This window comes from Streptomyces sp. NPDC024698 (genome assembly GCF_055559015.1).
In genome coordinates, this window is sequence record NZ_JBVHLK010000017.1 from 102290 (window position 1) to 127232 (window position 24943).

General features: G+C 70.8%; 20 protein-coding genes and 1 tRNA gene. 10 read left to right on the top strand and 11 right to left on the bottom strand.

What is annotated here, in order from left to right:
- The first annotated feature begins 91 nt into the window (after window positions 1-91).
- The gene (locus ACZ4AA_RS29210) at window positions 92-1543 is read left to right on the top strand and encodes a peptidoglycan D,D-transpeptidase FtsI family protein (protein WP_467609361.1); all 1452 of its coding nucleotides are present in this window, start codon (window positions 92-94) and stop codon (window positions 1541-1543) included.
- Between the two features lie 64 nt (window positions 1544-1607).
- Here the strand turns inward: ACZ4AA_RS29210 and ACZ4AA_RS29215 are convergent, their stop codons facing one another.
- The 6 genes from ACZ4AA_RS29215 to ACZ4AA_RS29240 all read right to left on the bottom strand — a co-directional run bounded on the left by ACZ4AA_RS29215 (window position 1608) and on the right by ACZ4AA_RS29240 (window position 8495).
- The gene (locus ACZ4AA_RS29215; RefSeq protein WP_467609363.1) at window positions 1608-3059 is read right to left on the bottom strand and encodes an NCS2 family permease; all 1452 of its coding nucleotides are present in this window, start codon (window positions 3057-3059) and stop codon (window positions 1608-1610) included.
- Window positions 3060-3345: 286 nt separating this feature from the next.
- Window positions 3346-4140, bottom strand: coding sequence for an HAD family acid phosphatase (locus ACZ4AA_RS29220; protein WP_467609365.1), 795 nt, complete (start codon window positions 4138-4140; stop codon window positions 3346-3348).
- Between the two features lie 143 nt (window positions 4141-4283).
- A complete protein-coding gene (araD, locus tag ACZ4AA_RS29225; protein WP_467609367.1) occupies window positions 4284-6014 on the bottom strand; it encodes an L-arabinonate dehydratase in 1731 nt (576 codons plus the stop codon).
- A complete protein-coding gene (locus tag ACZ4AA_RS29230; RefSeq protein WP_467609369.1) occupies window positions 6002-6910 on the bottom strand; it encodes a dihydrodipicolinate synthase family protein in 909 nt (302 codons plus the stop codon). Before ACZ4AA_RS29230 ends, araD begins: the two co-directional genes overlap by 13 nt.
- On the bottom strand, window positions 6907-7563 hold the full coding sequence (locus ACZ4AA_RS29235; RefSeq protein ID WP_467609371.1) for a GntR family transcriptional regulator: 657 nt from the start codon (window positions 7561-7563) through the stop codon (window positions 6907-6909). The genes ACZ4AA_RS29230 and ACZ4AA_RS29235 overlap by 4 nt, the downstream gene beginning before the upstream one ends.
- A 344-nt stretch (window positions 7564-7907) precedes the next feature.
- Window positions 7908-8495 (bottom strand): TIGR03086 family metal-binding protein, encoded by a 588-nt coding sequence (locus ACZ4AA_RS29240; RefSeq protein ID WP_467609374.1) that lies wholly within the window; start codon window positions 8493-8495, stop codon window positions 7908-7910.
- A 338-nt stretch (window positions 8496-8833) separates the two neighbouring features.
- Here ACZ4AA_RS29240 and ACZ4AA_RS29245 point away from each other — a divergent pair, with 338 nt between their 5' ends.
- Both ACZ4AA_RS29245 and ACZ4AA_RS29250 read left to right on the top strand, forming a co-directional pair.
- Window positions 8834-10057, top strand: a complete 1224-nt coding sequence (locus tag ACZ4AA_RS29245) for a serine hydrolase domain-containing protein (protein WP_467609376.1) — start codon at window positions 8834-8836, stop codon at window positions 10055-10057.
- Window positions 10058-10316: 259 nt separating this feature from the next.
- Window positions 10317-10988 carry a DUF4097 family beta strand repeat-containing protein gene (locus ACZ4AA_RS29250; RefSeq protein ID WP_467609378.1) on the top strand — a complete coding sequence of 224 codons (672 nt, stop codon included), beginning with the start codon at window positions 10317-10319 and terminating at the stop codon, window positions 10986-10988.
- 15 nt (window positions 10989-11003) lie between these two features.
- Here the strand turns inward: ACZ4AA_RS29250 and ACZ4AA_RS29255 are convergent, their stop codons facing one another.
- Both ACZ4AA_RS29255 and ACZ4AA_RS29260 read right to left on the bottom strand, forming a co-directional pair.
- Window positions 11004-12182 (bottom strand): hypothetical protein, encoded by a 1179-nt coding sequence (locus ACZ4AA_RS29255; protein ID WP_467609380.1) that lies wholly within the window; start codon window positions 12180-12182, stop codon window positions 11004-11006.
- Window positions 12179-13120, bottom strand: coding sequence for a 5-dehydro-4-deoxyglucarate dehydratase (locus ACZ4AA_RS29260; protein ID WP_467609383.1), 942 nt, complete (start codon window positions 13118-13120; stop codon window positions 12179-12181). The genes ACZ4AA_RS29255 and ACZ4AA_RS29260 overlap by 4 nt, the downstream gene beginning before the upstream one ends.
- A 254-nt stretch (window positions 13121-13374) precedes the next feature.
- Between ACZ4AA_RS29260 and ACZ4AA_RS29265 the strand changes: the two genes are divergently transcribed.
- The 7 genes from ACZ4AA_RS29265 to ACZ4AA_RS29295 all read left to right on the top strand — a co-directional run bounded on the left by ACZ4AA_RS29265 (window position 13375) and on the right by ACZ4AA_RS29295 (window position 20955).
- A complete protein-coding gene (locus tag ACZ4AA_RS29265; protein WP_467609387.1) occupies window positions 13375-14184 on the top strand; it encodes an NAD-dependent epimerase/dehydratase family protein in 810 nt (269 codons plus the stop codon).
- 336 nt (window positions 14185-14520) lie between these two features.
- Window positions 14521-15291, top strand: coding sequence for a DeoR/GlpR family DNA-binding transcription regulator (locus tag ACZ4AA_RS29270; RefSeq protein WP_467609391.1), 771 nt, complete (start codon window positions 14521-14523; stop codon window positions 15289-15291).
- A 132-nt stretch (window positions 15292-15423) separates the two neighbouring features.
- Window positions 15424-16794 (top strand): ABC transporter substrate-binding protein, encoded by a 1371-nt coding sequence (locus ACZ4AA_RS29275; RefSeq protein ID WP_467609394.1) that lies wholly within the window; start codon window positions 15424-15426, stop codon window positions 16792-16794.
- Complete coding sequence (locus ACZ4AA_RS29280) at window positions 16791-17729, top strand: carbohydrate ABC transporter permease (protein ID WP_467609396.1); 939 nt, start codon at window positions 16791-16793, stop codon at window positions 17727-17729. Before ACZ4AA_RS29275 ends, ACZ4AA_RS29280 begins: the two co-directional genes overlap by 4 nt.
- Complete coding sequence (locus tag ACZ4AA_RS29285; RefSeq protein WP_467609398.1) at window positions 17726-18577, top strand: carbohydrate ABC transporter permease; 852 nt, start codon at window positions 17726-17728, stop codon at window positions 18575-18577. Before ACZ4AA_RS29280 ends, ACZ4AA_RS29285 begins: the two co-directional genes overlap by 4 nt.
- Window positions 18574-19563 carry a zinc-dependent alcohol dehydrogenase family protein gene (locus ACZ4AA_RS29290; RefSeq protein ID WP_467609400.1) on the top strand — a complete coding sequence of 330 codons (990 nt, stop codon included), beginning with the start codon at window positions 18574-18576 and terminating at the stop codon, window positions 19561-19563. The genes ACZ4AA_RS29285 and ACZ4AA_RS29290 overlap by 4 nt, the downstream gene beginning before the upstream one ends.
- Before the next feature lie 195 nt (window positions 19564-19758).
- Complete coding sequence (locus ACZ4AA_RS29295) at window positions 19759-20955, top strand: TerD family protein (protein WP_467609480.1); 1197 nt, start codon at window positions 19759-19761, stop codon at window positions 20953-20955.
- Between the two features lie 359 nt (window positions 20956-21314).
- On the opposite strand, the gene ACZ4AA_RS29300 is transcribed toward ACZ4AA_RS29295, so the two are convergent.
- The 3 genes from ACZ4AA_RS29300 to ACZ4AA_RS29310 form a co-directional block, all read right to left on the bottom strand.
- Window positions 21315-22904 (bottom strand): vWA domain-containing protein, encoded by a 1590-nt coding sequence (locus ACZ4AA_RS29300; RefSeq protein ID WP_467609402.1) that lies wholly within the window; start codon window positions 22902-22904, stop codon window positions 21315-21317.
- A 366-nt stretch (window positions 22905-23270) separates the two neighbouring features.
- A tRNA-Ile gene (locus ACZ4AA_RS29305) sits at window positions 23271-23340 on the bottom strand.
- 68 nt (window positions 23341-23408) lie between these two features.
- Entirely contained in the window at window positions 23409-24866 is a 1458-nt protein-coding gene (locus ACZ4AA_RS29310) for an alkaline phosphatase PhoX (RefSeq protein WP_467609404.1), read from the bottom strand.
- Window positions 24867-24943 lie beyond the last annotated feature (77 nt).

Consider the following 24943-nt stretch of genomic DNA (forward strand, 5'->3'; position numbering starts at 1 on the left):
GGTTCCACGAGGGCCGGCCCCATGAGGGATCGATGAGAAACCAGGGCGGACGGGAACGATCCACCCCTGATCGCTCGTCCTTCTGTGCGGAATGAACAAGACGATCAGGCGTGCCGCCGTCTTCACCCTGCTGCTCGTGCTCTCTCTGCTGGTCAGGGCGACCTGGGTGCAGTTCTACGACGGGCGGGCACTCGCGGACAACAAGGACAACCGGCGGAACGCGATAGCGCTGTACGCGAACCCGCTCGGGAACATCATCGTGGGCGGTGAGGCGATCACCGGCTCCGCGCAGACGACAGGGAGCGACCTCAAGTACAAGCGGACGTACAAGGACGGCAGCCTGTACGCGGCGGTCACCGGCTACAGCTCGCAGGTCTACGGTGCGACGCTGCTGGAGGGTGTCTATCAAAAGATGCTGGACGGCTCGGACATCTCGCTGAAGAACCCGCTGGACACGCTCACCGGCAAGCGCGCCGACCCCGGTGACGTGGTCACGACGATCGACTCGGCCGTGCAGAAGGCCGGATACGCGGCGCTGGGGAACAACAAGGGCGCCGCCGTCGCGATCGACCCGAAGACCGGCAAGATCCTCGCGGTCGTGTCGACCCCGTCGTACGACCCGGCGTCGATCAGCGCCGGCAACAGCGGTGTCTGGAACAAGCTGACCAAGGACGCGGACAAGCCGCTGGTCAACCGCGCGCTGCGGCAGCCGCTGCCGCCGGGCTCGACGTTCAAGCTGGTCGTCGCGGCCGCCGCGCTGGAGGATGGCCTCTACCCGAACGTGGACAAGAGGACGGTCAGCCCCGACCCGTACACCCTGCCGGGCACGACGACCCCCCTGAGCAACGAGAACAGGTCGGCGCCCTGCAAGGACGCCTCGATCCGGGTCGCCCTCCAGTACTCCTGCAACAACGTCTTCGGCAAGATGGCCGTCGACCTGGGCCAGGACAAGGTCAGGGCGATGGCGGAGAAGTTCGGGTTCAACGACACGAAGCAGGACGTGCCGGTGCGGGCGTACGCCAGCGTGTACCCCTCGGGCATGGACAGGTCGTCCACGGCACTGACCGGTATCGGGCAGTACGACGTCACCGCGACCCCGCTCCAGATGGCCATGGTGTCCGCCGCCATTGCCAACGACGGCAAGCTGGTCTCGCCGCACATGGTGTCGCAGACCAGCGACTCCGACGGGAATGTGCTGAAGAACTACGACGACAGCGCGGGGACCGCTGAGATCGTGAGCTCGGAGACCGCCAGGCAGCTCCGGTCCGCCATGCAGACGGTCGTCGAGAAGGGCACGGGCACCAACGCCCTGATCCCCGGCGCGACCGTGGGCGGCAAGACCGGCACGGCCCAGCACGGCGAGAAGAACAGCAAGACGCCGTACGCGTGGTTCACGTCGTTCGCGAAGTCGGACGCGAACGGCAAGGAGGTCGCCGTCGCGGTCATGGTCGAGCAGTCGGACGCGGCACGCTCGGAGGTCAGCGGCAACGGACTGGCGGCGCCGGTCGCCAAGGCGATGATGCGGGCGGCGCTGAAGAACTGAGGCGCGCCCGGCCCGTACGCGAGACGGCCCCGCACCCCCGGCGACGGGGTGCGGGGCCGGTCGGTCACTTCACGCCGAGCAGCTGCTCCAACGGGTCGATCGCGAAGTACGCCAGGAAGAGCGCCGAGACGGCCCACAGCAGCCAGTTGACCTCCTTCGCCTTGCCCAGCACCGCCTTGATGACGACGTAGGCGAGGAAGCCCGCGCCGATGCCGTCGGTGATGGAGTAGGTGAAGGGCATCGCCACGATGGTCAGGAACGCCGGGATCGCGATCTCGTACTTGTCCCAGTCGATGTGCTTGACGTGGGTCATCATCAGGAACCCGACCGCGATCAGCGCGGGTGCCGCGGCCTGGAGCGGGACGATGGTCAGCAGCGGGGTGAGGAAGAGCGCGAGGCCGAAGAGGCCGCCGGTGATCAGGTTGGCGAAGCCGGTGCGGGCGCCCTCACCGACACCGGCAGCGGACTCGATGTAGGCGGTGTTGGAGGAGGCGGAGCCCAGACCGCCCGCGACGGCGGCGGCGCCGTCGATGAACAGGACCCGGCCGATGCCCGGGACCTGCCCCTGCTCGTCGAGCAGCCCGGCCTCGGCGCTGATCCCGACGATGGTGCCCATGGCGTCGAAGAAGTCCGACAGGACCAGGGTGAAGATCAGCAGGACCGCGGTGAGCACACCGGCCTCGGCGAAGCCGCCGAAGAGGCTGAAGTGACCGAGGAGCCCGAAGTCCGGAGTGTCGACGATCTTGTCCGGGACCTTCGGGGTGGTCAGGCCCCAGCTCTTGATGTCGGCGACGGCGTTGACGACGATCGCCACGACCGTCATGGTGACGATGCTGATGAGGATCGCGCCCTTCACCTTGCGGGCGAGCAGCGCGATGGTCAGCAGGACACCGAGACAGAAGACGAGGACGGGCCAGCCGGTGAGCCGGCCCACGGCACCGAGCTGCACGGGCACGGTGGTGTGCGCGATGTCCGGGATACGGCTGACGAACCCGGCGTCCACGAAGCCGATGAAGGCGATGAACAGTCCGATGCCGACGCCGATGGCCTGCTTGAGCTGCTGCGGGATCGCGTTCATGATCGCTTCCCGGAGGCCGGTGAGCACCAGGACGCAGATCAGGACGCCTTCGAGGACGACCAGGCCCATCGCGTCGTCCCAGCTCATCAGTGGCGCGAGCTGGAAGGCGACGACGGCGTTGAGGCCGAGGCCCGCGGCGATGGCGAGCGGGAGGTTGCCGCCGATGCCCATGACGACGGTCATCACACAGGCCACCAGCGCGGTGGCGGTGACCAGTTGGCCGGTGTCGAGCGTGTGCCCGAACTTGTCCTTGGCGCTGCCGAGGATGATGGGGTTCAGGACGAGGATGTACGCCATGGTGAAGAAGGTGGCGAATCCGCCGCGTATCTCACGGCCGATGGTGGAGCCTCTGGCGGATATCTTGAAGAACCCGTCGACCCCACCTGCCGCCGGTGGTGCGGCACTTGGCCGGTTGTCGACCGTCTGAGCTTCGGACATGGCGATTCTCCTCGTTGCCTGCGCGCTCGGCGTGCGGATGCTGGCTGGATTGTTCCCCCCTTCAACCGGTTTCAGGTTTTCTCCGTGTTACGGAAATGGAGTTGAGACCCGCCGCGCGGACCGGCCCATGACCGGTTCCCCGGTTTCGTGAGGGCCGCGGAGCCAACCACGCCGTCGTTTTCGACGTCATCGAGGGTGTGGACCTGCCGGCCTGAGCCCCCCTCGGCCGGCAGACGAACGCCCCCGCCGGTGACGACCGGCGGGGGCGTTCGACCATGGGGGCGCGTCAGCTCACGAAGTACGTGGGGTTCGGCAGCTTGTAGGTCTTGTCGGCGTAGCCGCCGTCGAGGTCCGAGTACTGGTCGCCGAAGTTGGCGACGATGTCGTACCCGAGGGACTCGATGTGCTGGCGGGTGCCGGCCTTGTACTGCACGGTCGTGCAGTTCCAGGCGGCCGCGGTGGCGCAGCCGCTCAGGTAGGCGGGCGGGTTGGCCGCGTCCTTGAGGAACATGTGCGCGGAGTCGAGGTTGACGTCGACGCCGATCTTCTTCAGGTTGTCGACCGCGGAGACGCGCTGCGACTCCTTCAGGCCCGAGTTGTAGAACACCTCGACGCCCTTGGAAGCGGCGTAGTTGACGAGGTCGGGACTGCCGAAGACGGCCGGACGGTCCGCCTGGGCGACGTACGCGGCCCAGGAGGCCGAGTTGTAGGTGTAGTTGGTCTTCTTCTCGTAGTCGAGCGAGAGCAGCAGCGTGTCGTCGATGTCGAAGACGACCGCGGCCTTCTCGTGCCGGTGGTGGGCCTTGCGGGCCGCCTGGTCGATGTGCCGCTTCGCGGCCGCGTCGAGGCGGGCCAGGTCCTTGGCGTACTGGCTGTCGGGGGACGCCTGGTAGACACCGTTGCTGTCGGCGGTGGTGCCGTAGTAGGTGTCGATGTCCTTCACGAGAACGCCGATGTTGTAAGGCTCGTGCGTCGAGTTCGCGGTCGACTGACCGGCGGTGGCGACACCGGTGCCGTACAGGGCGGCACCGGCGACGGCACAGGCTGCGGTGACGGCCGCGATGCGGAGTGGCTTATGCATGACAGATTTTCTACGCGCGTAACACCCTGCTGCGCGAGGCCCTTTGCCCGATCGATACATACTTTTCGGCCGACTTGAGCCCCACGACCCGTACGGCGGGGGCCGGTTCACACCGTCACGGCCCGCACGGGGCGCGGGGGATCTCAGCCCGCGTACGGGTCCGGCACCTTTCCCGGCCGGGCCAGGAACGCGAAGTCGCAGCCGGTGTCGGCCTGGGTGATCTGCTCGTTGTAGAGCGCGCCGTACCCGCGTTCGTACCGCGCGGGCGGCGGGGTCCACGCGGCCCGTCGGCGTTCCAGCTCCGTCTCGTCCACGTGGAGGTGGAGCGACCTCGCCCCGACGTCGAGGGTGATCCGGTCCCCGCTCCGTACGAGGGCGAGCGGGCCGCCGACATGCGACTCGGGTGCCACGTGCAGCACGCAGGTGCCGTAACTCGTGCCGCTCATCCGGGCGTCGGAGATCCGCACCATGTCCCGGACTCCCCGCTTCAGCAGATGGCCGGGGATGGGCAGCATGCCGTACTCGGGCATGCCGGGGCCGCCCTTGGGGCCGGAGCCCCGCAGCACGAGGACGCTGTCCTCGGTGATGCCGAGCGCCGGGTCGTCGATGGTGCGCTGCATCGTGCGGTAGTCGTCGAAGACGACCGCGGGGCCGGTGTGCCTGAGCAGGCGCGGTTCGGCGGCGATGTGCTTGATGACGGCGCCGTCGGGACAGAGGTTGCCGCGCAGGACGGCCACTCCGCCCTCGGCCGCGACCGGGTTGTCCCGGGTGCGGATGACGTCGTCGTCGTGCACCCGCGCACCGGCCAGCTGCTCGCGCATGCTGTCGTACGACACCGTGGGCCGGTCCAGGTGGAGCAGATCGGTGATCCGCGACAGGAAGCCGGGCAGCCCGCCGGCGAAGTGGAAGTCCTCCATGAGGTGGGTCCGGCCGCCGGGACGGACGTTGGCGAGCACCGGCACGGTCCGGGCGATCGTGTCGAAGTCGTCCAGGGTGAGGGTGACCCCGGCCCGTCCGGCCATGGCGATCAGATGGATCACGGCGTTGGTCGAGCCGCCGATGCCGAGCACGGTCGTGACCGCGTCCCGGAAGGCGTCGGCGGTCAGGATGCCGGACAACCGCCGGTCCCGGTGGACGAGTTCGACGATCCGGAGCCCGGCAGCGGCCGCCATCCGGTCGTGTCCGGAGTCGACGGCGGGGATGCTCGACGCGCCGGGAACGGTGACGCCGAGCGCCTCCGCCGCGGCCGTCAGCGTGGACGCGGTCCCCATCGTCATGCAGTGTCCCGGCGACCGGGCGAGCCCGCTCTCCAGCTCGGTCATCTCACAGTCGCCGATGAGGCCCGCGCGCCTGTCGTCCCAGTATTTCCACATGTCGGTTCCGGAGCCGAGGACTTCGCCGCGCCAGTGGCCCGGGAGCATCGGTCCCGCGGGCACGAACACGGTCGGCAGATCGACCGAGGCCGCGCCCATGAGCAGCGCGGGTGTGGTCTTGTCGCAGCCGCCCATCAGCACGGCCCCGTCCACCGGGTAGGAGCGCAGCAGCTCCTCGGTCTCCATCGCGAGCAGATTGCGGTAGAGCATCGGGGTCGGCTTCTGGAAGGTCTCGCTCAGCGTGGACACGGGGAATTCCAGCGGGAATCCGCCGGCCTGCCACACGCCCCTCTTGACGGCCTGGGCCCGGTCACGCAGGTGCGCATGGCAGGGGTTGATGTCGGACCAGGTGTTGAGGATCGCGACGACCGGCTTGCCCAGGTGCTCCTCGGGGAGATAGCCGAGCTGCCGGGTCCTGGCCCGGTGGCTGAACGAGCGGAGCCCGTCGGTGCCGTACCACTGATGGCTTCTGAGCTCCTCCGGCCGCTTCACCGGGGCCATCCGGCGACCAGGGCGGCGATCTCCGCCCGTCGGCTCGCGGGCAGCGGACCGCCGGGCGGGCGCACATCACGGCGGCACAGACCGAGCGAGGCCAGGGCTTCCTTGACGACGGCGACGTTGTTCGCCGAGGCGTCGGCGGCGCGCAGCTCCTCGAAGCGCCGGATCCGCTCCCAGACCTTCATCGCGGCCGGGTAGTCGCCGCGGCGCAGCTCCTCGATCATGTTCAGCGAGACGGCCGGGGCGACGTTCACCAGGCCCGAGGTGAATCCGGTGGCGCCCGCCGAGAAGTACGAGGGGGCGTACGGCTCGGCGAGTCCGGCCACCCAGACGAACCGGTCGAGGCCCGCGTCCCGTGCGAAGGACGCGAAGCGCGCCGCGTCGGGGACCGCGTACTTCACGCCGATGACGTTCGGGCAGGTGTCCGCGAGTTCGGCGAGCCGGGCGCCGGCGAGCGCCGGATCGCGGATGTAGGGCACGACGCCCAACTCCGGTACGGAGGCGGCGATCGCCCGGTGGTAGTCGACCCAGCCGCCCGGTGAGACGTAGGGGTGCACGGGCTGATGGACCATCACCATCGGCGCGCCGAGGGCGCGGGCGTGCCGTGCGGAGGCAACGGCCGTCGGCACGTCGTGCCCGACGCCGACGAGGACGGCCGCGCGGCCGGCGGCCTCCTCCACGGTCAACTCGACGACGGTACGGCGTTCTTCGGGTGTGAGGGTGTAGAACTCACCGGTGTTGCCGTTGGGGGTGAGGGTGTGGACGCCACCGTCGATCAGCCGGCGCAGCAGGGCCCGGTGGGTGTCCCGGTCGATCGTGCCGTCCTCGGCGAACGGGGTCACCGGGATCGCCACCACCTCGGCGAGTGCCGCCCGCCGGGCCGCGAACGTCGCCGTCATTCCCGTCCGCCCTTCTCCTGGCCCTGGGGGAAGGCCCGTCGCACGAACGAGGCGATGTGCGCGTGCAGTTCCGCGGCCGCGCCGTCGGCGTCGCCTTCGAGGGCGAGGCGCAGGATCTCCCTGTGCTCGCCCGCCTCCCGCTCCCAGGAGGGGTCGAGGGCCCAGGCGGCGGCGGAGACGAGGGCCGCCTGGTCGCGCAGCTCGTCGAGCATCCGGCCGAGCAGCGGGTTTCCGCAGGGCGCGTACAGGGCCCGGTGGAACTCCCGGTTGGCCAGGGACCGTTCGGCGGTGTCGGCGGCCGCGTCGGCACGGGTGAGCGCGTCGCGGGCGGCGTCGAGGGAGGCTTTTCGGCGCACCGCCCGTCGCAGCGCCTCGGGTTCGAGGAGCAGCCGTACGTCGTACACCTCGCGCGCCATCTCCGCGTCCACCCCGCGGACCGTGACGCCCTTGAACTGGTTCATCACGACGAGTCCGGTGCCGGCCAGGGTCTTGAGCGCCTCGCGCACCGGGGTCTTCGACACCCCGAAGTGCGCGGCGAGCTCGGTCTCCACCAGGGCCTGTCCCGGGGTCAACTGCCCGCTGAGGATGCGGTGTCTGATCCCTTCGAGCACGACCTGGGTGCGGGAGGGGATCGGGATGGGCACAGACGTCATGCGCGCCTCTCCGGTCTCAGGGCGCGGATCACGGGAGCCGGGCACCGGTCACGGACGAGAATCCCCGGGCCTCTCGCGTAGCGCGTCTCATATATGACATACGAAGTACGACGCGTCGAAGGTAGGAGCGTGACCGTGATTCGTCAACGGTTCCGGCACAGGGAGGTGTGGAGGAGGACGGGCCGCCCGTTCGACGGGCGGCCCGTGACACCTCGCCATGTCGGCTGCTCGGCCTGGATGGCCTCTCAGCCGGGATGACACGTCGTCATGTCGCCTTCTCGGCTTCTCGGCTTCTCGGCTTCTCGGCTTCTCGGCTGGAGCCTTCGGTGCGAGCGGCTCCCGCGCTACGGCTTCCAGCCCGGGTCGCGGCCGCTGAGGCCGATCACCCGGTCGAGGAGCGGCGCGTCGTCGGGCACCGGGACGACGGGCCCGAAGATGCCCCCGAGGCGGGTCGGGTCGTCGGCCACGCCCGCGAGGAACCCGTGCGTCACCTGGAGGACGGTGTCGTCGGGGGCGTAGGCCTGTCCGGTGGCCCGCGCGAGGTCCCAGCCGTGCACCACCAGTTCGTCGGCGGCGACGGCCGCGGCGACCTCGGCCGGCAGGTCCACTCCCCCGGCCCGGGTCGTCCCCGTCCAGGCGGCCGGGTCCCGCCAGGCGTCGGCGAGTTCGTCGAGCGCCTTCGGCAGGGACTCGCGCCAGCCCGGCTCGATGTCGGGCACCCCGGCGGTGGGGCTGGTGTCGGTCGTGGGACCCAGGTCCTTGCGCGCGGCGTCGCGGAAGGCGACGGCCAGTCCGGCCAGGTGCCCGAGCAGGTTGTGCACCGCGTACCGGGGACAGGGCGTCACCCCGTCGAGCTGTGCGTCCGTGACACCCTCCACGAGGCGCGCCACGACGAGGGCCTGCGGCCCGAAATCGAAGGTCTTGCCGGTCATCCGATTCTCCTCAGAACGCGTGTCCTTCTTCGTGTCCCCATCAGGGGAGCCCGCGAGGGGCGGCGCCCGCACGGCGAGCCGGTAGGGCGAGCCTGCGGGCGCACTCCCTCGAGAGCCGTAGGTGCACTCCGATCAGAGCCGTGGGCGCACTCCCAAGAGGTAGACCCGGGTGCCCCAGGAAACTCATCGGTCGCCCGGGCCGTGCTCCCGCGCCGGGACAGCCGGACGGCCCAACGCCCGGTCACCCGCTCCTCCGTATGCAGCAGCGGCGCAGGCGGGACGATCACCCGGGGCCGAAGCTGGGCGTGCCCAGGCCCCGCCCGACTCGGGAGACCCTCATGCCCCTGCCCCGCCGCCCCCGGCTGCGCTCGTCCCTCGGCGCCCTGCTGGCCGCCGCCTGTCTGACCGGAGCCATGGCCGGACCGGCCGACGCCGGTTCCGCCACCGGCTCAGGACCTGGTTCCGGTCCCGGCTCGGGCTCCGGCTCCGGCTCCGCTGACCGTGACCGCGACAGCGCTCTGCGCAGGCAGCTCGAAGAGCTGGTGCGCAGTCCCGGCGGCCCGCCCGGTGTCATCGCGGTCCTCACCCGCGAGGGCCGGTCCCGAGTCGTGCGCGCCGGAGTCGCCGAGCTCGGCGGCGCCCGCCCGATCGAGCCGGACGACCACACGCGGATCGCAAGCACCGCCAAGGCGTTCAGCGGTGCCGTGGCGCTGCGCCTGGTGGACCGGCGCGCTCTCTCCCTCGACGACACCATCGGCCGCCGGCTGCCGTCCCTGCCCCGGCAGTGGCACGCCGTGACGCTGCGCCAGCTGCTGAACCACACCAGCGGGCTGCCCGACTACTCGCAGGACCCCGAGTTCATCAAGGTCCTCACCGCCGATCCGCACCACCACTTCGACTCGCGCCGGCTGCTCGACTACGTGGCCGGTGATCCGCTGCTGTTCCCGCCGGGGTCGCGGTACCAGTACTCGAACTCGGACAACATCGCGGTCGCGCTGATGGCGGAGGCGGTGACCGGCGTGCGCTACGAGCAGTTGCTGCGCGGGCTCGTCTACCGGCCGCTCGGCCTGCGCGACACGAGCCTCCCGCAGGGCTACGAGATGCCGCGGCCCTACATGCACGGGTACGACGTCACGCCGCCGAATCCCCCGGAGGACGTCAGCGAGGCGCTGAGCGCGTCGGGCGTGTGGGCTTCGGGGGGCATCATCTCGACCCCGGCGGACCTGACCCGCTTCATCCGCGGGTACGCGGGCGGGGCCCTGATCTCCAAGGCGACCCTGCGCGAGCAGCGCCGGTGGATCGACGGGGCCTCGGAGCCCGCCGGCCCCGGCGCGAACAAGGCGGGGGCGGCGATCTTCCGCTACTCCACCCGCTGCGGAGTGGTCCTCGGCCACACCGGGAACTTCCCCGGCTACACCCAGCTGATCGCGGCCACACCGGACGGCCGGCGTTCACTGACCTTCTCGCTCACCACCCAGGTGAACAAGACGAACAAGCCCGAGCTGCTCCAAGAGCTGCGCAAGGTCGAGGAGAACTTCGTCTGCGCGCTGCTGAAGAACTGAAGGACCGAGCGGATCCACTGAGGGGCGCCCCGGACCGGTCCGGGGCGCCCCTCAGTGCGTTCACCTTCATTCATTGCAACACCCCCGGTAAAGAGTATTGCATTCGATTCAAGACCATTGCAATGAATTCTTGGCTTTCACCTGCGATAACTACAGCATTGCGCAACAAGTATGTTGTCCGATCCATGAACGCAACGTAGCGTTTCCACTATCAGAAAGCAGCACGACACCGCAGGTGAAGCAGACCAAGGAGAGCATCATGCAGAAGTTCGACACCCCCGCCCCCGTCTCCGCGATCGTCGACATCCCCGCGGGACTCATCCGGTTCGTCGCCGCCGACCGCACGGACACCACCGTCGAGGTCCTGCCCGCGGACGCCTCCAAGGGCCGGGACGTGAAGGCGGCGGAGCAGACCGAGGTCTCCTACGGGGACGGTGTCCTGCGCGTCGAGATCCCCGGGGCCAGGAACCGGGGCCTCGGGTCTTCGGGGTCCGTCGAGGTGACCGTGCGGGTGCCGTCCGGTTCCCGTGTGGAGGCGAAGGCGGCCGCCGCCGAGCTCCGGGGTGTGGGGCGGCTCGGCGACGTCACCTTCGAGGGCGGCCACCGCTCGGTCGAGCTCGACGAGGCCGACACCGTGCGCCTGACCGGTCTGGACGCGGACATCACGATCGGCCGTCTGAACGGCCCGGCCGAGATCAGCACCCAGAAGGGCGACCTGACGATCGGCGAGGCCGCCCGCGGAACCCTCACGCTGAGCACCCTGATGGGCGACATCACCGTCGGCGCCGCCCCCGGCGTCTCCGCCGCCCTGGACGCCGGCACCACCCAGGGCCGGATCAGCAACACCCTCAAGAACACCGGCACTCCCGGCCTGACCATCCACGCCACCACCACTCAGGGCGACATCACCGCCCGGACGGTGGCCGGCTGAAGACGCGGCGGGGCCCTACCCCAGCTCCGCCAACGCCCGCCGCACGGCCTCCAGATCGGCGTCCGAGGCCAACCCCGCGTGATACAGCCGCAGTTCGGTCGCCCCGAGCTCGGCTGCGCGGGCCGCGTCGGCCGCCAGCGCCTCCGGCCGGCCTCCCATCCCGGACACCACGGTGAGGTTGGCGGCCAGGACCCCGCTCCGCGCGCCCGTCCGCATCGCCTCCGCGAACGGTGTCAGCAGTCCCGCGCCTCCCGTGCACGGCACGACCACGCCGTCGGCCACGGACAGGATGTGCCCGGGATCCACCCCGGCGTTGGCGCCGCAGTGGAAGGAGACGGGGTCGGCGTGCAGCAGGACCTGGAACCCGTCCGGCGCGGCGGAGCGGACCGCCGAGACCGTCTCCTCCTGGAGCGAACGGGCCACCTGCTCGCGCCAGACACGGGTGGCCGCAGCGGTCCCCGCGCCGAGGAGCTTCTCCACTCCGGCCCAGCCCCCGCCGGACGGCTCCCCCCGCCACACCGGCTCCAGCGCCGCACGCACGAAGGACGCCAACTCCTCGGCGTCGAGGCCCTGTCGGCCGTAGCCGTCCGCGCACGAGGCGCAGAAGCAGAGGGACATCAGATACTGACCGGCGTCCCCGAGCGCCACCCCGCCGGTCTTGTCGTGGGCGTGCAGATGGGCGAGCCCGTACCAGCCGAGCGACTCCAGTTCCGTGCCCGCCGCGCCGGGCCGTACCGCCGCCTCCGCCGCGAGGTCGGCCAGATAGGCGCGGGTGGCGGGCTGGGCGACGCAGGGGGCCCAGGGGTAGCGGTCGCCGTGGGCGTTGACGACCGAGGTCGCCGGATGGTCCTCGCCCATACGGGAGTTGTGCGCGAGCACCACCCAGGTGTGGACGTCGAGGCCCGCGCCGGCGAGCGCGGCGGCGGCCTCTCCGTACGCGTCACCGGGAGCCCAGTCACCGGCCGGGTACGGGCGAAGGGCCCGGCCCCGCCACCGCGCCTCGTCCACCGGATACAGCACGGCGGCGTGCGCGGCCGTGACGATCCGGTGCCGGGGGTGGCGGGGGGTCAGCGCGCGCGTGGAGTGGTAGGCGGACGCGAGAGTCACCTGGCGGACGCCGAGGGCGGCGGTCCTGGCGGCGGCCCCCGGATCCCCTTCGACGTCCCAGGGATAGAGGAACGCGGACGCCTTCACCGGCCCTCCTCGATGAGCGCGTACCCGCGGTCGATCAGCTGCGCGAGCTGTTTGACGTGGTTCTCTGCCGGTTCGCTCAGCGGGGACCTGACCTCGCCGACGTCCAGTCCGCGCAGCCGGACACCCGCCTTGACGAGGGCGACCGCGTAGCCGTGTCCCCGCGCCCGCAGATCGGCGAAGGGCCGGTAGAAGCCGTCCAGCAGCCGGTTCACCGTGGCGTCGTCCCCCGTGCCCAGGGCCCGGTGGAAGGCCAGCGCGACCTCGGGGGCGAAGCAGAAGACCGCGGAGGAGTAGAGCGTGATCCCCAGCCCCCGGTAGGCGAGCCCGGTCAGTTCGGCCGTCGGCAGGCCGTTGAAGTAGAGGAAGCCGCCGGGCGTCTCGCTCCGTACGGCGCTGACGATCCGCTGCATCAGGTCCAGGTCGCCGAGCCCGTCCTTGAAGCCGATGATCCCCTCGGTACGGGCGAGTTCGACCACGCTCGCGGGGGTGAAGACCGCGTTGTCGCGCTGGTAGACGATGACGTCCAGGGAGGTGGCGGCGGCGATGTCGCGGTAGTGCCGGAGCAGCCCCTCCTGTCCGGCGTTGACCAGATACGGCGGCATGGCGAGCAGTCCGTCGGCCCCGGCGGCCTCCGCGAGACGCGCGTGGCGCACGGCGAGGGCCGTCCCGTATCCGGCGCCGGCGACCACCGGGACCCGCCCCCCGGCCGCCTCCACCGCCGCCCGTACGCACGCCTCGTACTCCTCGGGCACGAGCGCGTGGAACTCGCCGGTACCGCAGCACACGAACACCGCCGCGGCTCCGGCCTCGACGCCGCGCCGCACATGCTCCCCGCAGACACCGGGATCGACGCCGCCTTCGGGTCCGTACGCCGTGACGGGGAAGAAGAGCGGCCCGCTGGGGATGCTCAGCCGGGCGGCGAGAGGGGCTGACGTCACGGACTCTCCCTTGAAAGGTGCCCATCGAGTGCATGTTTCTGATCCATGTCCATATTCATGAACCCGCTCACGCTAAGCCGCCGCCGCGGGGCCGGTCAAGCGCACGGACCCGCGACACGAAGGCTGTTTCAGCCCCTCCGTGCGCCACTTGACGTGGCACACCGGCGCTCCTTAGCTTGTCCATGGATGTGAATGTGATACACGAATACGACTGCTCGGCCCTGGCGCACCGGCCCGCACGGAGGAGACCCCCCATGCCCGCTCCCCGCACCGTTCTGCTCACCGGCGCCGCCGGCGGACTCGGCACCCTGATGCGCGGGCTGCTGCCGGAGTACGGCCACGAGCTGCGCCTGCTCGACCTGCTCCCGGTCGAGGGCGAACCGGCGGCGATCACCGCGGACCTCGCCGACCGGGCGGCGCTGCGCGAGGCGGTGCGGGGGGTCGACGCGATCGTCCACCTCGCGGGCATCTCCCTTGAGGCCTCCTTCGACAAGATCCTCAAGGCGAACATCGAGGGGACGTACAACCTGTACGAGGCGGCGCGCGAGGAGGGCGTACGCCGGGTCGTCTTCGCCTCCTCCAACCACGCGGTGGGCTTCACCCCGCGCCCGCGGGGGGACGACCCCCTGATCCCCGTGGACACCCCGCGCCGTCCGGACACCTTCTACGGTCTGTCGAAGTCGTTCGGCGAGGACCTGGCACAGCTCTACTGGGACAAGCACGGCCTGGAGACCGTCTCGGTGCGCATCGGGTCCTGCTTCCCGGAGCCCACCAGTGTGCGCATGCTCTCGGTGTGGATGAGCCCCGAGGACGGCGCCCGTCTCTTCCACGCGGCCCTGACCGCGAAGGACGTGGGGCACTCGGTCGTCTACGGCTCGTCCGCCAACACCCGCTTGTGGTGGGACCTTTCGAGCGCACGGGCCCTTGGCTACGCACCCCGCGACGACTCCGAGCCGTACGCCGCGAAACTGATCGCCGAACAAGGGGAGCTGGACCCCGACAACCCCGAACACGCCCACCTGGGCGGGCACTTCACGACGCGCCCGCCGATCTGGCCGTACTGACGCGGCGGACGACCACCGGCGCGGGCAGGGCGGGGCATGGCAGCTCGGCGCGAGGCGGGGCAGGGCAAGGCGGGCAGGGGGCAAGGGCAGGTCGGGCAGTGAACGGGCCCGGCCACCCCCGCGTTCGGGCACGGCCTCTGCCCGATTCCGCCGGCTCCCCCGCTCCGCCCCAGGTCCGCCGCGGGCGCGGACGGCGCCGAACGGGCACAGCCGGGCAGCATCGGGCCCGCAACAGGCCTGGTCAGTGACGGACACCCGCTGTAGAACTTCCCTCATGGGCCCCACCGGGTCCGAACGGGCAGTGCGCGACGGAGCGCGAGGGAGCGGGTGACGGCGATGACGGCCATGACGGCGGAGGAACGGCAGCGCGAGATCGTCCGGACCGCGCGCCGCACGGGCTCGGTCGAGGTCACCGGACTCGCCGTCGAACTGGGCGTCGCCAAGGAGACCGTACGGCGCGATCTGCGCACCCTGGAGGACCACGGACTGGTGCGCCGCACCCACGGCGGCGCCTATCCCGTGGAGAGCGCCGGCTTCGAGACCACGCTCGCCTTCCGCACCACCAGCCATGTGCCCGAGAAGCGCCGGATCGCCGCCGCGGCGGCCGAGTTGGCCCGTGACGCCGAGACCGTCTTCGTCGACGAGGGGTTCACCCCGCAGCTCATCGCCGAAGCCCTGCCCAGGGACCGGCCGTTGACGGTGGTGACCGCCTCCCTCGCCACCGCCGGGGCACTGGCGGGGGCCGACAACACCAGCGTCCTGCTGCTCGGCGGCCGGGTTCGCCCCGGCACGCTCGCGACCGTCGACCACTGGACGACGAAGATGCTCGCCGGTTTCGTCATCGACCTCGCGTTCATCGGCGCCAACGGCATCTCCCGCGAACACGGCCTCACCACCCCGGATCCGGCCGTCAGCGACGTCAAGGCACAGGCGATCAGGGCCTCCCGGCGCACGGTCTTCGCCGGGGTGCACACCAAGTTCGGCGCCGTCAGCTTCTGCCGGTTCGCCGGGATCGGCGCCCTGGAGACGATCGTCACGAGCACCCTGCTCCCGGCCTCCGAGGCGCACCGCTACTCACTCCTCGGCCCCCAGGTCATCCGCGTCTGAAAGTCCGCCGCCTCCAGGCCACCACCGCCCACCACCGCCCCGACGGCCCGCTCCCGCGACCGCCCGCGGCATCCCCACGCCCCACCCCACCCCTTATCTCCCCTTTTACTCCCCTCTCTCCAGGAGTGATCCATGCGAACCCCGAGCCGACGGAGGCCGCGCGCGCTGATCGCAGCGGCCGCCGCAGGGACGCTGCTCTCCCCGCTCCTCTCCGGCTGCTGGACCGGAGCGGGCGGGTCGGGCTCCGGCGGGAACTCCATCAACGTCCTGATGGTCAACAACCCGCAGATGGTCGAGCTCCAGAAGCTCACCCTGGCCCACTTCACCCGCGAGACCGGTATCAAGGTGAACTTCACCGTCCTGCCCGAGAACGACGTCCGCGACAAGATCAGCCAGGACTTCGCCAACCAGGCGGGCCAGTACGACGTCGCCACCCTCTCCAACTACGAGATACCGATCTACGCCCGCAACGGCTGGCTGCACGAGATGGACTCGTACGTGCGCCAGGACAGCGGCTTCGACGAGCACGACATCCTCGGGCCCATGCGGCAGTCGCTGACCGCCGCCGACGGAAAGCTCTACGGACAGCCGTTCTACGGCGAGTCGTCCTTCCTGATGTACCGCAAGGACGTGTTCGCGGCGAAGGGCCTGACCATGCCCGCGCACCCCACCTGGGAGCAGGTGGGCACACTGGCCGCCGCGGCCGACGGCGCCGAACCCGGTATGAAGGGCATCTGTCTGCGCGGCCTCCCCGGCTGGGGCGAACTCATGGCTCCCCTCACCACCGTGGTCAACACCTTCGGGGGCACCTGGTTCGACAAGGACTGGAAAGCACGCCTGAACGCACCGGAGTTCGAGAAGGCCACCCGCTTCTACGTCGACCTCGTCCGCGAACACGGCGAGTCCGGCGCCGCCCAGTCGGGCTTCGCCGAGTGCCTCAACAACATGACCCAGGGCAAGACGGCCATGTGGTACGACGCCACCTCGGCCGCCGGACTGCTGGAGGCCAAGGACTCCCCGGTCAGGGGGAAGCTCGGCTACGTCCCGGCTCCGGTCGAGCGGACCGCGTCCTCCGGCTGGCTCTACACCTGGGCCTGGGGACTCCAGAAGGCCTCGCACAACCCGGACAAGGCCTGGAAGTTCATCTCCTGGGCCTCCGGCAAGGGCTACGAACAACTGGTCGGCGACACCGCGGGCTGGTCGAACGTCCCGGCGGGCAAACGCGCCTCGACGTACACGAACGCCGCCTACGTCAAAGAGGCCGCGGCCTTCCAGGACATGACCCGCGCCGCCATCGAGGACGCCCGGCCGCGCGACCCCGGCGTCCAGCCGCGCCCCGCGCCCGGCATCCAGTTCGTCGGCATCCCCGAGTTCACCGACCTCGGCACCAAGGTCTCGCAGGAGATCAGCGCGGCCATCGCCGGACGCCAGTCCGTCGACGCGGCCCTGAGCACGTCCCAGAAGCTCGCCGAGAAGATCTCCAAGGAGTACGAGGGACGATGACCGCCACGACGACGGCCCGCGTGGCCGCTCCTCCCGTACGCACCCACGGGCAACCGTCGGCCAGGCTCCGCGCCTGGGCCCGGCGCGGCCCCCTGCTCCCGGCCCTGATCTTCATGATCGCGGTGACCCAACTGCCCTTCGTGGCAACGCTGGTGATCTCGTTCTTCGACTGGAACTCCCTCTACCCGAAGGCCCGCCGCTTCACCGGCTTCGGCAACTACGCGCAGGTCCTGACCGACGCCGGCCTGCGGCACTCCGTCTGGACGACGATCCTGCTCACCGCGGGCGTCGTCATCGTCTCGCTGGTCCTCGGGCTGGCCCTGGCCCTGCTCCTCGACCGGAGGTTCCGGGGCCGCGGCATCGTCCGCACCCTGCTGATCGCGCCGTTCCTGGTGGTCCCGGTCGCCGCGGCCCTGCTGTGGAAACACGTGCTCTACAACCCCGAATACGGCCTGCTGAACGGCCTGTTGCACGCCGTCGGCGGTCCTCAGCCCGACTGGATCTCGAACACCCCGCTGCTCGCGGTCGAGGCGTCCCTGGTCTGGCAGTGGACACCGTTCATGATGCTGATCCTGCTCGCCGGCCTCCAGAGCCGCGACCACCAGCAGATCGAGGCGGCCCGCGTGGACGGCGCGGGCGACTGGCAGATCTTCCGCCATCTCACCCTCCCCCACCTGCGCCGCTATCTCGAACTGGGGGCCCTGCTCGGCTCGATCTACATCGTCCAGAACTTCGACGCGGTCTTCACGATCACCTCCGGCGGCCTGGGCACCGCCAACCTGCCCTACACCGTGTACCAGAGCTTCTACCAGGCCCACGAGAACGGCCTCGCGTCCGCCGCCGGCGTCCTGGTGGTCATCGGCTCCATCGTCATCGCGACCTTCGCCCTGCGCGTGGTGTCGTCCCTGTTCCGCGAGGAAGGGTCCCGCTCATGAGCGCCACCGCGACACCCGCCCGCCCCCGCCGTGCGAGGGGCGCCGGCCTGGGCCTGGCGGCCTGGGCGCTCGGCATCGTGTTCTTCCTGCCCATCGCCTGGATGGCCCTGACCTCCTTCCACTCCGAACCGGACGCGGCGAAGAACCCGCCGGCCTTCGGCGCCGCCCTCACCCTCGACGGCTACCGTGACTTCTTCGGCACGGGCGGCGGCGCGAGCCCCTGGCCCGCGCTCGTCAACTCCACGGTCGCGTCCGTGACCTCCACCCTCCTCGTCCTGCTGCTGGCCCTCCCGGCGGCGTACGCCCTCTCCATCCGGCCGGTGAGGAAGTGGACGGACGTCCTGTTCTTCTTCCTGTCGACGAAGATGCTGCCGGTCGTGGCGGGCCTCCTCCCGGTCTATCTCTTCGCCAGGAACACCGGGACGCTCGACAACATCTGGCTGCTGGTCGTCCTCTACACCTCGATGAACCTGCCGATCGCGGTGTGGATGATGCAGTCGTTCCTCGCCGAGGTCCCCGTCGCGGTGATCGAGGCGGCGCGGATCGACGGCGCCCGGCTGCCCACGGTCCTGGCCAGGGTCGTGGCCCCGATCGCCCTCCCCGGTATCGCGGCGACGGCCCTGATCTGCTTCATCTTCAGCTGGAACGAGCTGCTCTTCGCCCGGGTCCTGACCGGTGTGGTCGCCGGGACCGCCCCCGTCTTCCTGACCGGGTTCATCACCAGCCAGGGCCTGTTCCTGGCGAAGGTGTGCGCCGCGTCGCTCGTCGTCTCCCTGCCGGTGCTCGGCGCGGGGTTCGCCGCCCAGGACAAGTTGGTCCAGGGCCTGTCGCTCGGAGCCGTCAAATGAAGGCCGCAGTCATCGAGTCCGTGGGCCGAGCCGTCGTGAGCGAGGTCCCCGACCCGGCCCCGGGCCCCCGCGAGGTCGTGGTCGAGGTCGCCGCCTGCGGGCTGTGCGGCACCGATCTGCACATCCTCCAGGGCGAGTTCGCGCCCAGGCTGCCGATCGTGCCGGGCCACGAGTTCGCCGGCGAGGTGGTCGGCGTGGGCACCCGGGTCACGGAGCTCGCGGTCGGCGACCGGGTGGCCGTCGACCCCTCCCTGTACTGCCACGAGTGCCGCTACTGCCGTACGGGCCACGGCAACCTCTGCGAGCGGTGGGCGGCGATCGGTGTGACCACCGCGGGCGGCGCCGCGCAGTACGCGACCGCCCCCGTCGCCAACTGCGTGAAGCTCCCCGAGCACGTCGCCACCCAGGACGCGGCCCTGATCGAACCGCTCTCCTGCGCCGTCCGCGGCTACGACGTGCTGCGCTCACGGCTCGGCGCCCACGTCCTGGTCTACGGTTCGGGGACGATGGGCCTGATGATGCTGGAGCTCGCCAAGCGCACCGGCGCGGCGAGCGTGGACGTCGTCGACGTGAACCCCGAACGGCTGGCCACCGCCCGGCTGCTGGGTGTCTCCGGGGCGGCGGCGAACCCCGACGAGCTGGACCGGCCGCAGGGCTGGGACGTGGTCGTCGACGCCACGGGCAACGCGGCGGCGATCCAGGACGGCCTGGACCGGGTGGCGAAGGCGGGCACCTTCCTCCAGTTCGGTGTCGCCGACTACGCGACCCGGGTCACCGTCGACCCGTACCGCATCTACAACCAGGAGATCACCATCACCGGCTCGATGGCCGTCCTGCACAGCTTCGAACGCGCCGCGGAGCTCTTCGCCGCGGGCGTGCTCGACCCGTCCGTCTTCATCAGCGACCGCCTCCCCCTCGCCGACTACCCGCGGGCTCTGGAGCAGTTCGCGTCGGGGGTGGGACGCAAGATCGTCGTGGTGCCCTGATCAAGCGCGCGCACCGGGTCCCGGACCACCGGCACGGGACCCGGTGCGAGCCCTCGTCGCCGCCTCCGGGCGCGCACACCCCGCTCCCGCCCCCGGGAGACCGGGCCCGCGACTCCACCCATACGGACCCACATCCCTACCCTTGAGTAAGGGAACGGCAAAGCGCCTCCGCTCGTTACCCCCTTCATGACAGCTATGACGCCCGGCTCGAACATCCCTCTCCCCGTCTCCCGCGTGACGGTGGACGTCACCGCCCCGGTGCGGCTCGACGTGTCGAGCCTGCTGCTCACCGCCGACGGCAAGGTGCGCTCCGACGCCGACTTCATCTTCTACAACCAGCCCGCCGGCCCCGGCGTGACCTACCGCTCCGGCGGCGGCACGGGCCCCGACGCGATCACGGTCGACACGGCCGCGGTCCCCCCGGGCATCGAGAAGATCGTCGTCACGGCGAGCCCCGACGCGGCGGGCCAGTCCTTCCAGGGCATCGAACCCACGGCGACGATCCGCAACGCGGACGACAACACGGTCCTGGCCACCTTCACCCCGCCCCGGCTGGGCACGGAGACGGCCCTGGTGATCATCGAGGTCTACCTCCGAGGCGGCGCCTGGAAGGCTCGCGCGGTCGGCCAGGGCTACGCGAACGGCCTGGCCGGCATCGCCACCGACTTCGGCGTGAGCGTGGAGGAACCCGCCCCGGCAGCCCAGCCCGCCCCCGTCGCGCAGCCCCCGGCCGCGGACCCCCGTCTCACCGCCCCGCAGTCACCGGCCGCTCCCCCGGTCCCGCCCGTGCCCCCGGCGCCCCCCGCCGCCCCGGGCAAGATCAACCTCGACAAGGGCCGGGTCAGCCTCCAGAAGAACCAGACGGTGTCCCTGGTCAAGGGCGGCGCCCCGCTCCTGTCCCGGGTCCAGATGGGCCTGGGCTGGGAGCCCGCGTTCCGCGGCAAGGACATCGACCTGGACGCCTCGGTCATCGCGTACGGACCGCAGCGCAACCACATCGACAGCTGCTACTTCGGCAAGCTCTCCATCGTGAACGGCTCGATCAAGCACTCCGGGGACAACCTCACCGGCGAGGGCGGCGGGGACGACGAGGTCATCACCGTCGACCTCGGCCGACTCCCTCAGGAGGTCACCGGCCTCGTCTTCACGGTCAACTCGTTCTCGGGCCAGAAGTTCACCGAGGTGGCCAAGGCCTACTGCCGTCTCATCGACGCGGCCAGCGGCGAGGAACTCGTCCGCTTCGACCTCACCAACGCCGAGGCCCAGACGGGCGTCATGATGGCCAAGCTGATCAAACAGTTCTCTGGTGAGTGGGACATGACGGCCCTCGGCACCTTCGTCAAGTCCCGCACGGTCCGCGGCATGGTGAAGCCGGCGGCCGAGTCCCTCTGACCCGAGGCGAGCGATCCCCTGCGGCCGGGGGGCGAGCGGGTCCGGCATCGGCACCGGTGCCGCCACCCGTTCCTCGCCCCCTCCGCCCCTACCCGTCCCGTACCTGGGGCTCCGCCCCGGACCCCGCTCCTCGAACGCCGGAGGGGCTGAATCTTTCCGGGGCCGAATCGTTCGGGACGGCCGCAACCGCGACGTACCCGCAGCCGGAATCCGGCGTGAGGGGACGGGCCGGTACCTCGATGCCCGTCGCCACCGACGGTCACCCCTCACCCGACGGCGACGGGCTGATGCACCGGCACGGCCCCGACCCACCCACCGGACCGAAGCCGCACCGCACCGGACGGGACCCGCGCCCGGCCTCAGCCCGCCTGGGCCCAGGGCCAGTCGGCGTCCCGCGCCGCCTCCAGGAGCGGCACCATCCGGAACGCCGCGTCCGAGAGCCCCCCGAACGTATGGCGGTTGCCCTTCCCCGAGGGACCGTGGCCCGGCGCGTGACCGGCGAGGTTCCAGGTGTAGACCGGAACACGCGCCGGCACCTGCTCGGTCGGGTCGCCGTACTGGCTGTACATGGCCTGCTCGTCGGTGACGATCAGGACCCGGTCGTGGTTCGCGTAGTGCGCGCGGACCGCCTCGGTCGTGTTGGTGCCGCCGAGGTCGCCGAACCGCCCGATGACCTTCAGCACGGACTCGCCCGCGCTGAAATCCACCCGCTCGCTGGTCGTGCCGAACTCCACGAGATCCGCGTCCTCCGCCCGCAGCGCGAGCGCCGTGCCGAAGATCGCCGCCGCGTCGGCCCGGTTGAGCTCGGAGCGCTCCGAGAGTCGCGAGTAGAACATCGAGCCCGAACGGTCCACGAGGACCAGGGTCCGCCCGGGCAGCGCGGGCACGTTGGCCAGCGAGTGACCGAGCGCCTGCTCCAGCGGGTACGACCAGCGCAGCGACGGCGCGTGCTGGTAGGCCGCGAGGTAGCGGAACGGGAACTGCCGCGAGCGCGCGACCTCCGCCGGGTCGCTGATCTTCGCCGCGACCCGTGCCGCCACCTCGTCGCCGACCCCGGCCTCGTCGAAGTTGCGCAGGTTGCGGACGAGCGCCATGGTCCCCATGGACGGGATGACGGCCTCCCAGGCCGCCTTGTCCATCGGCCCCTGGAGCCAGCCGGCCAGCGCCTCCCACGTCATTCCCGCGTCGGCCAGACGCCGCGACCCCTGCGCGCCGGTCACGACCTTGCGCCGCTTGGCGGGCCGCAGCGCCATCAGGTCGCGATGGGCGGCGAGCACGGGCAGCGACTTGGGCGCGACGGCCGTGTCCGGGTGGTGGCGCCGGTCCAGGGCGTACTGGAACAGGTCGCCCTGCCACGGCTTGTCCGGGTCCGGCGCCGCGTGCACGAGGTTGAGGATGTCGCCGAAGCGGTACCCCTTGGACGCGGTGTCGTACTTGAGCAGCGACTTGCCGTCGTAGAGACGTCGTACGGCGTCGGCGATCCCTCGCTTGACGGGCTTGGGCACGTTGCGGCCGAACCGGGAGGTCCAGTAGGCGAGCAGCTCGCCCGGCTCGTCCGGACGGCGCAGTACGGAGGCGACGACCTGCCGGTTGGCCGGACCGTCCGTGGCGCCGGCGTCGAGGCGCGCCTTCACGTACTCGGCGGCGCCCACGAGCGAGGCCGTACGCAGGCTTCCCTCGCCGCGCAGCCAGCCCAGCAGACCGGCGGTCCAGGTCGGGTCGGTGACGGCGAGCTCGCGCACGAGCGCGGCGAACCGGTCGTCGCGGGCCGGGCCGGTCTCGTAGAAGGTCTGCTGCGAGACGAAGTTGGCGATCGCGAGCAGGAAGAGCTCGGAGCGCGCGTCGCGCTCGCGGCCCAGGCCGCCCTGGTGCGTGCGCAGGACACGGCCGGTGGAGGTGACGCGCGAGGCGGGCTGCGCCTTCGCCGTCTTGTTGTTGAAGCGTGCCATGGTGAATTCCCCCCGAATTCATATGTGTTCAGGAGGGAGGCGCAGCAATTGGAGGGTGCCCGAGGTCGGAAATGGCGACGGTCCTTATAACCCGGCGCGTCTGCCGTTCCGCCACATCGACCCGAAGTCGATGACGGGATTCGAACCCGCAACATACCGTGTCCCGAAGTATCCGCTGCCTTCGCACCGGGCACCCACCATGAGCTGCGCCTCCCGAGATCAAGTCGGCCGCGGCGTGGATTCTTTGGAAGAGAAGTAGCCGCGGCCCGCGCACCGGGAGGTGCGTGAAGTTGTGGTGTCCAGAGATCGAGATCGGCGGAACCGACGTAGGTGCTCTCACCTCTGAGCTACATCGGCGCGTTGTGCCGATGGCGGGACTCGAACCCGCGACCTCCCCATTATCAGTGGAAGTAGGTCCTGCCTTCGCACCTGGACGTGCACCACTGTAGGAGGGCGGCCGCGAGCCCGGCGAGCGAATTAATCCGCGGGGAATGCGGCGGGAGTTCAGCCGCGCTTCTGCCGCTTCCAGGGGCCGGTGACGGCGAGCATGATGCCCGGCTCCTGGATGTTGGCGAAGAGGGTGCGGCCGTCGGGCGAGAAGGTGACGCCGGTGAACTCGCTGTAGGCCGGTGCCTCGGCGGTGCCGATGTTGAGTTCGTTGCGGGCGATCGGGTACGTACGGCCGCTCTCGGTGGCGCCGAAGAGGTGCTGGACGCCCTCGCCGTCCTCGGCGATGACGAGGCCGCCGTACGGGGAGACGGTGATGTTGTCCGGCCCGTCGAAGGCGCCGTCCACCGACGGGTCGGGGTTCACGCCGATGAGGACCTTCAGCGTCAGGGTGCGGCGCCCCGGGTCGTAGAACCAGACCGCTCCGTCGTGGGCCTGGCCGGGGCTCTCGGTGCGGGCGTAGGAGGAGACGATGTAGACACCTCCGTCGCCCCACCACATGCCTTCGAGCTTGCGGGCGCGGGTGACCTGGCCGTCGGTGAACTGCTTGCGCACGGAGACGGTCCTGGCGTCGCGGTCGGGGACGTCGACCCAGTCCACGCCGTACACCGTGCCGATCCGGGTGGCGCGGGAGAGGTCGTCCACGAACTTGCCGCCGGAGTCGAAGCACTTGAAGGCCTGGAGCGCGCCGGCGTCGTCGGCCAGCGTGGCGAGCTGTCCGTGGCCGTGCTCGAAGCCCTGCGGGGGCGTCCAGCGGTACAGCAGTCCGTTGGGTCCCGAGGCGTCCTCGGTGAGGTAGAGCCGGCCACGCCGGGGATCGACGACGACGGCCTCGTGGGCGTAACGGCCGAGGGCCTTCAGGGGCTTGGGGTTCCTGTTGCGGCGGCGGTCCTGCGGGTCGACCTCGAACACATGGCCGTGGTCCTTGGTCATGCCGTTCTGGCCGGCCTTGTCCTCGGTCTCCTCGCAGGTGAGCCAGGTGCCCCAAGGGGTGTTGCCGCCCGCGCAGTTGGTGGAGGTGCCGGCGATGCCGACCCACTCGGCGACGTGGTCGTGGCGTACCTCGACGACGGTGCAGCCGCCGGACGCGGCGGGGTCGTAGACGAGTCCCTCGGTGAGCGGCACGGGATGGGCCCAGCCGGAGCGGGGGCCCTTGAGCTCGTGGTTGTTGACGAGGAGGGTGGCGCCGCGCGGGCCCTGGAAGGTGGAGGTGCCGTCGTGGTTGGACGGCGTGAACTCACCCGAGTCCAGTTTCGTACGGCCGCTGTAGGTGATGACGCGGTAGGAGAACCCGGCGGGGAGCGAGAGGAGGCCCTGGGGATCGGTGACGAGCGGGCCGTAGCCGACGCCACCGTGGCCGGCCCGCGCCGAGTCCTCGCCCACGCCCTCGGTCTCCGTCTCGACGGCGGCGAGCGCGTTCGGGGCGGTGGCGAGCGCGCCCACGCTGCCGATCAGGACGACGCCTGCACCGGTGATCGCGGACTGCCTGGCGAAGTCCCTGCGAGAGAGCGACATGTGATGTCTCCTGTGACGGTGGACTCGGACTGTCGTGGGGGGCGGCCGGCAATCTCGGTTCGCGGCCACACCGTGTC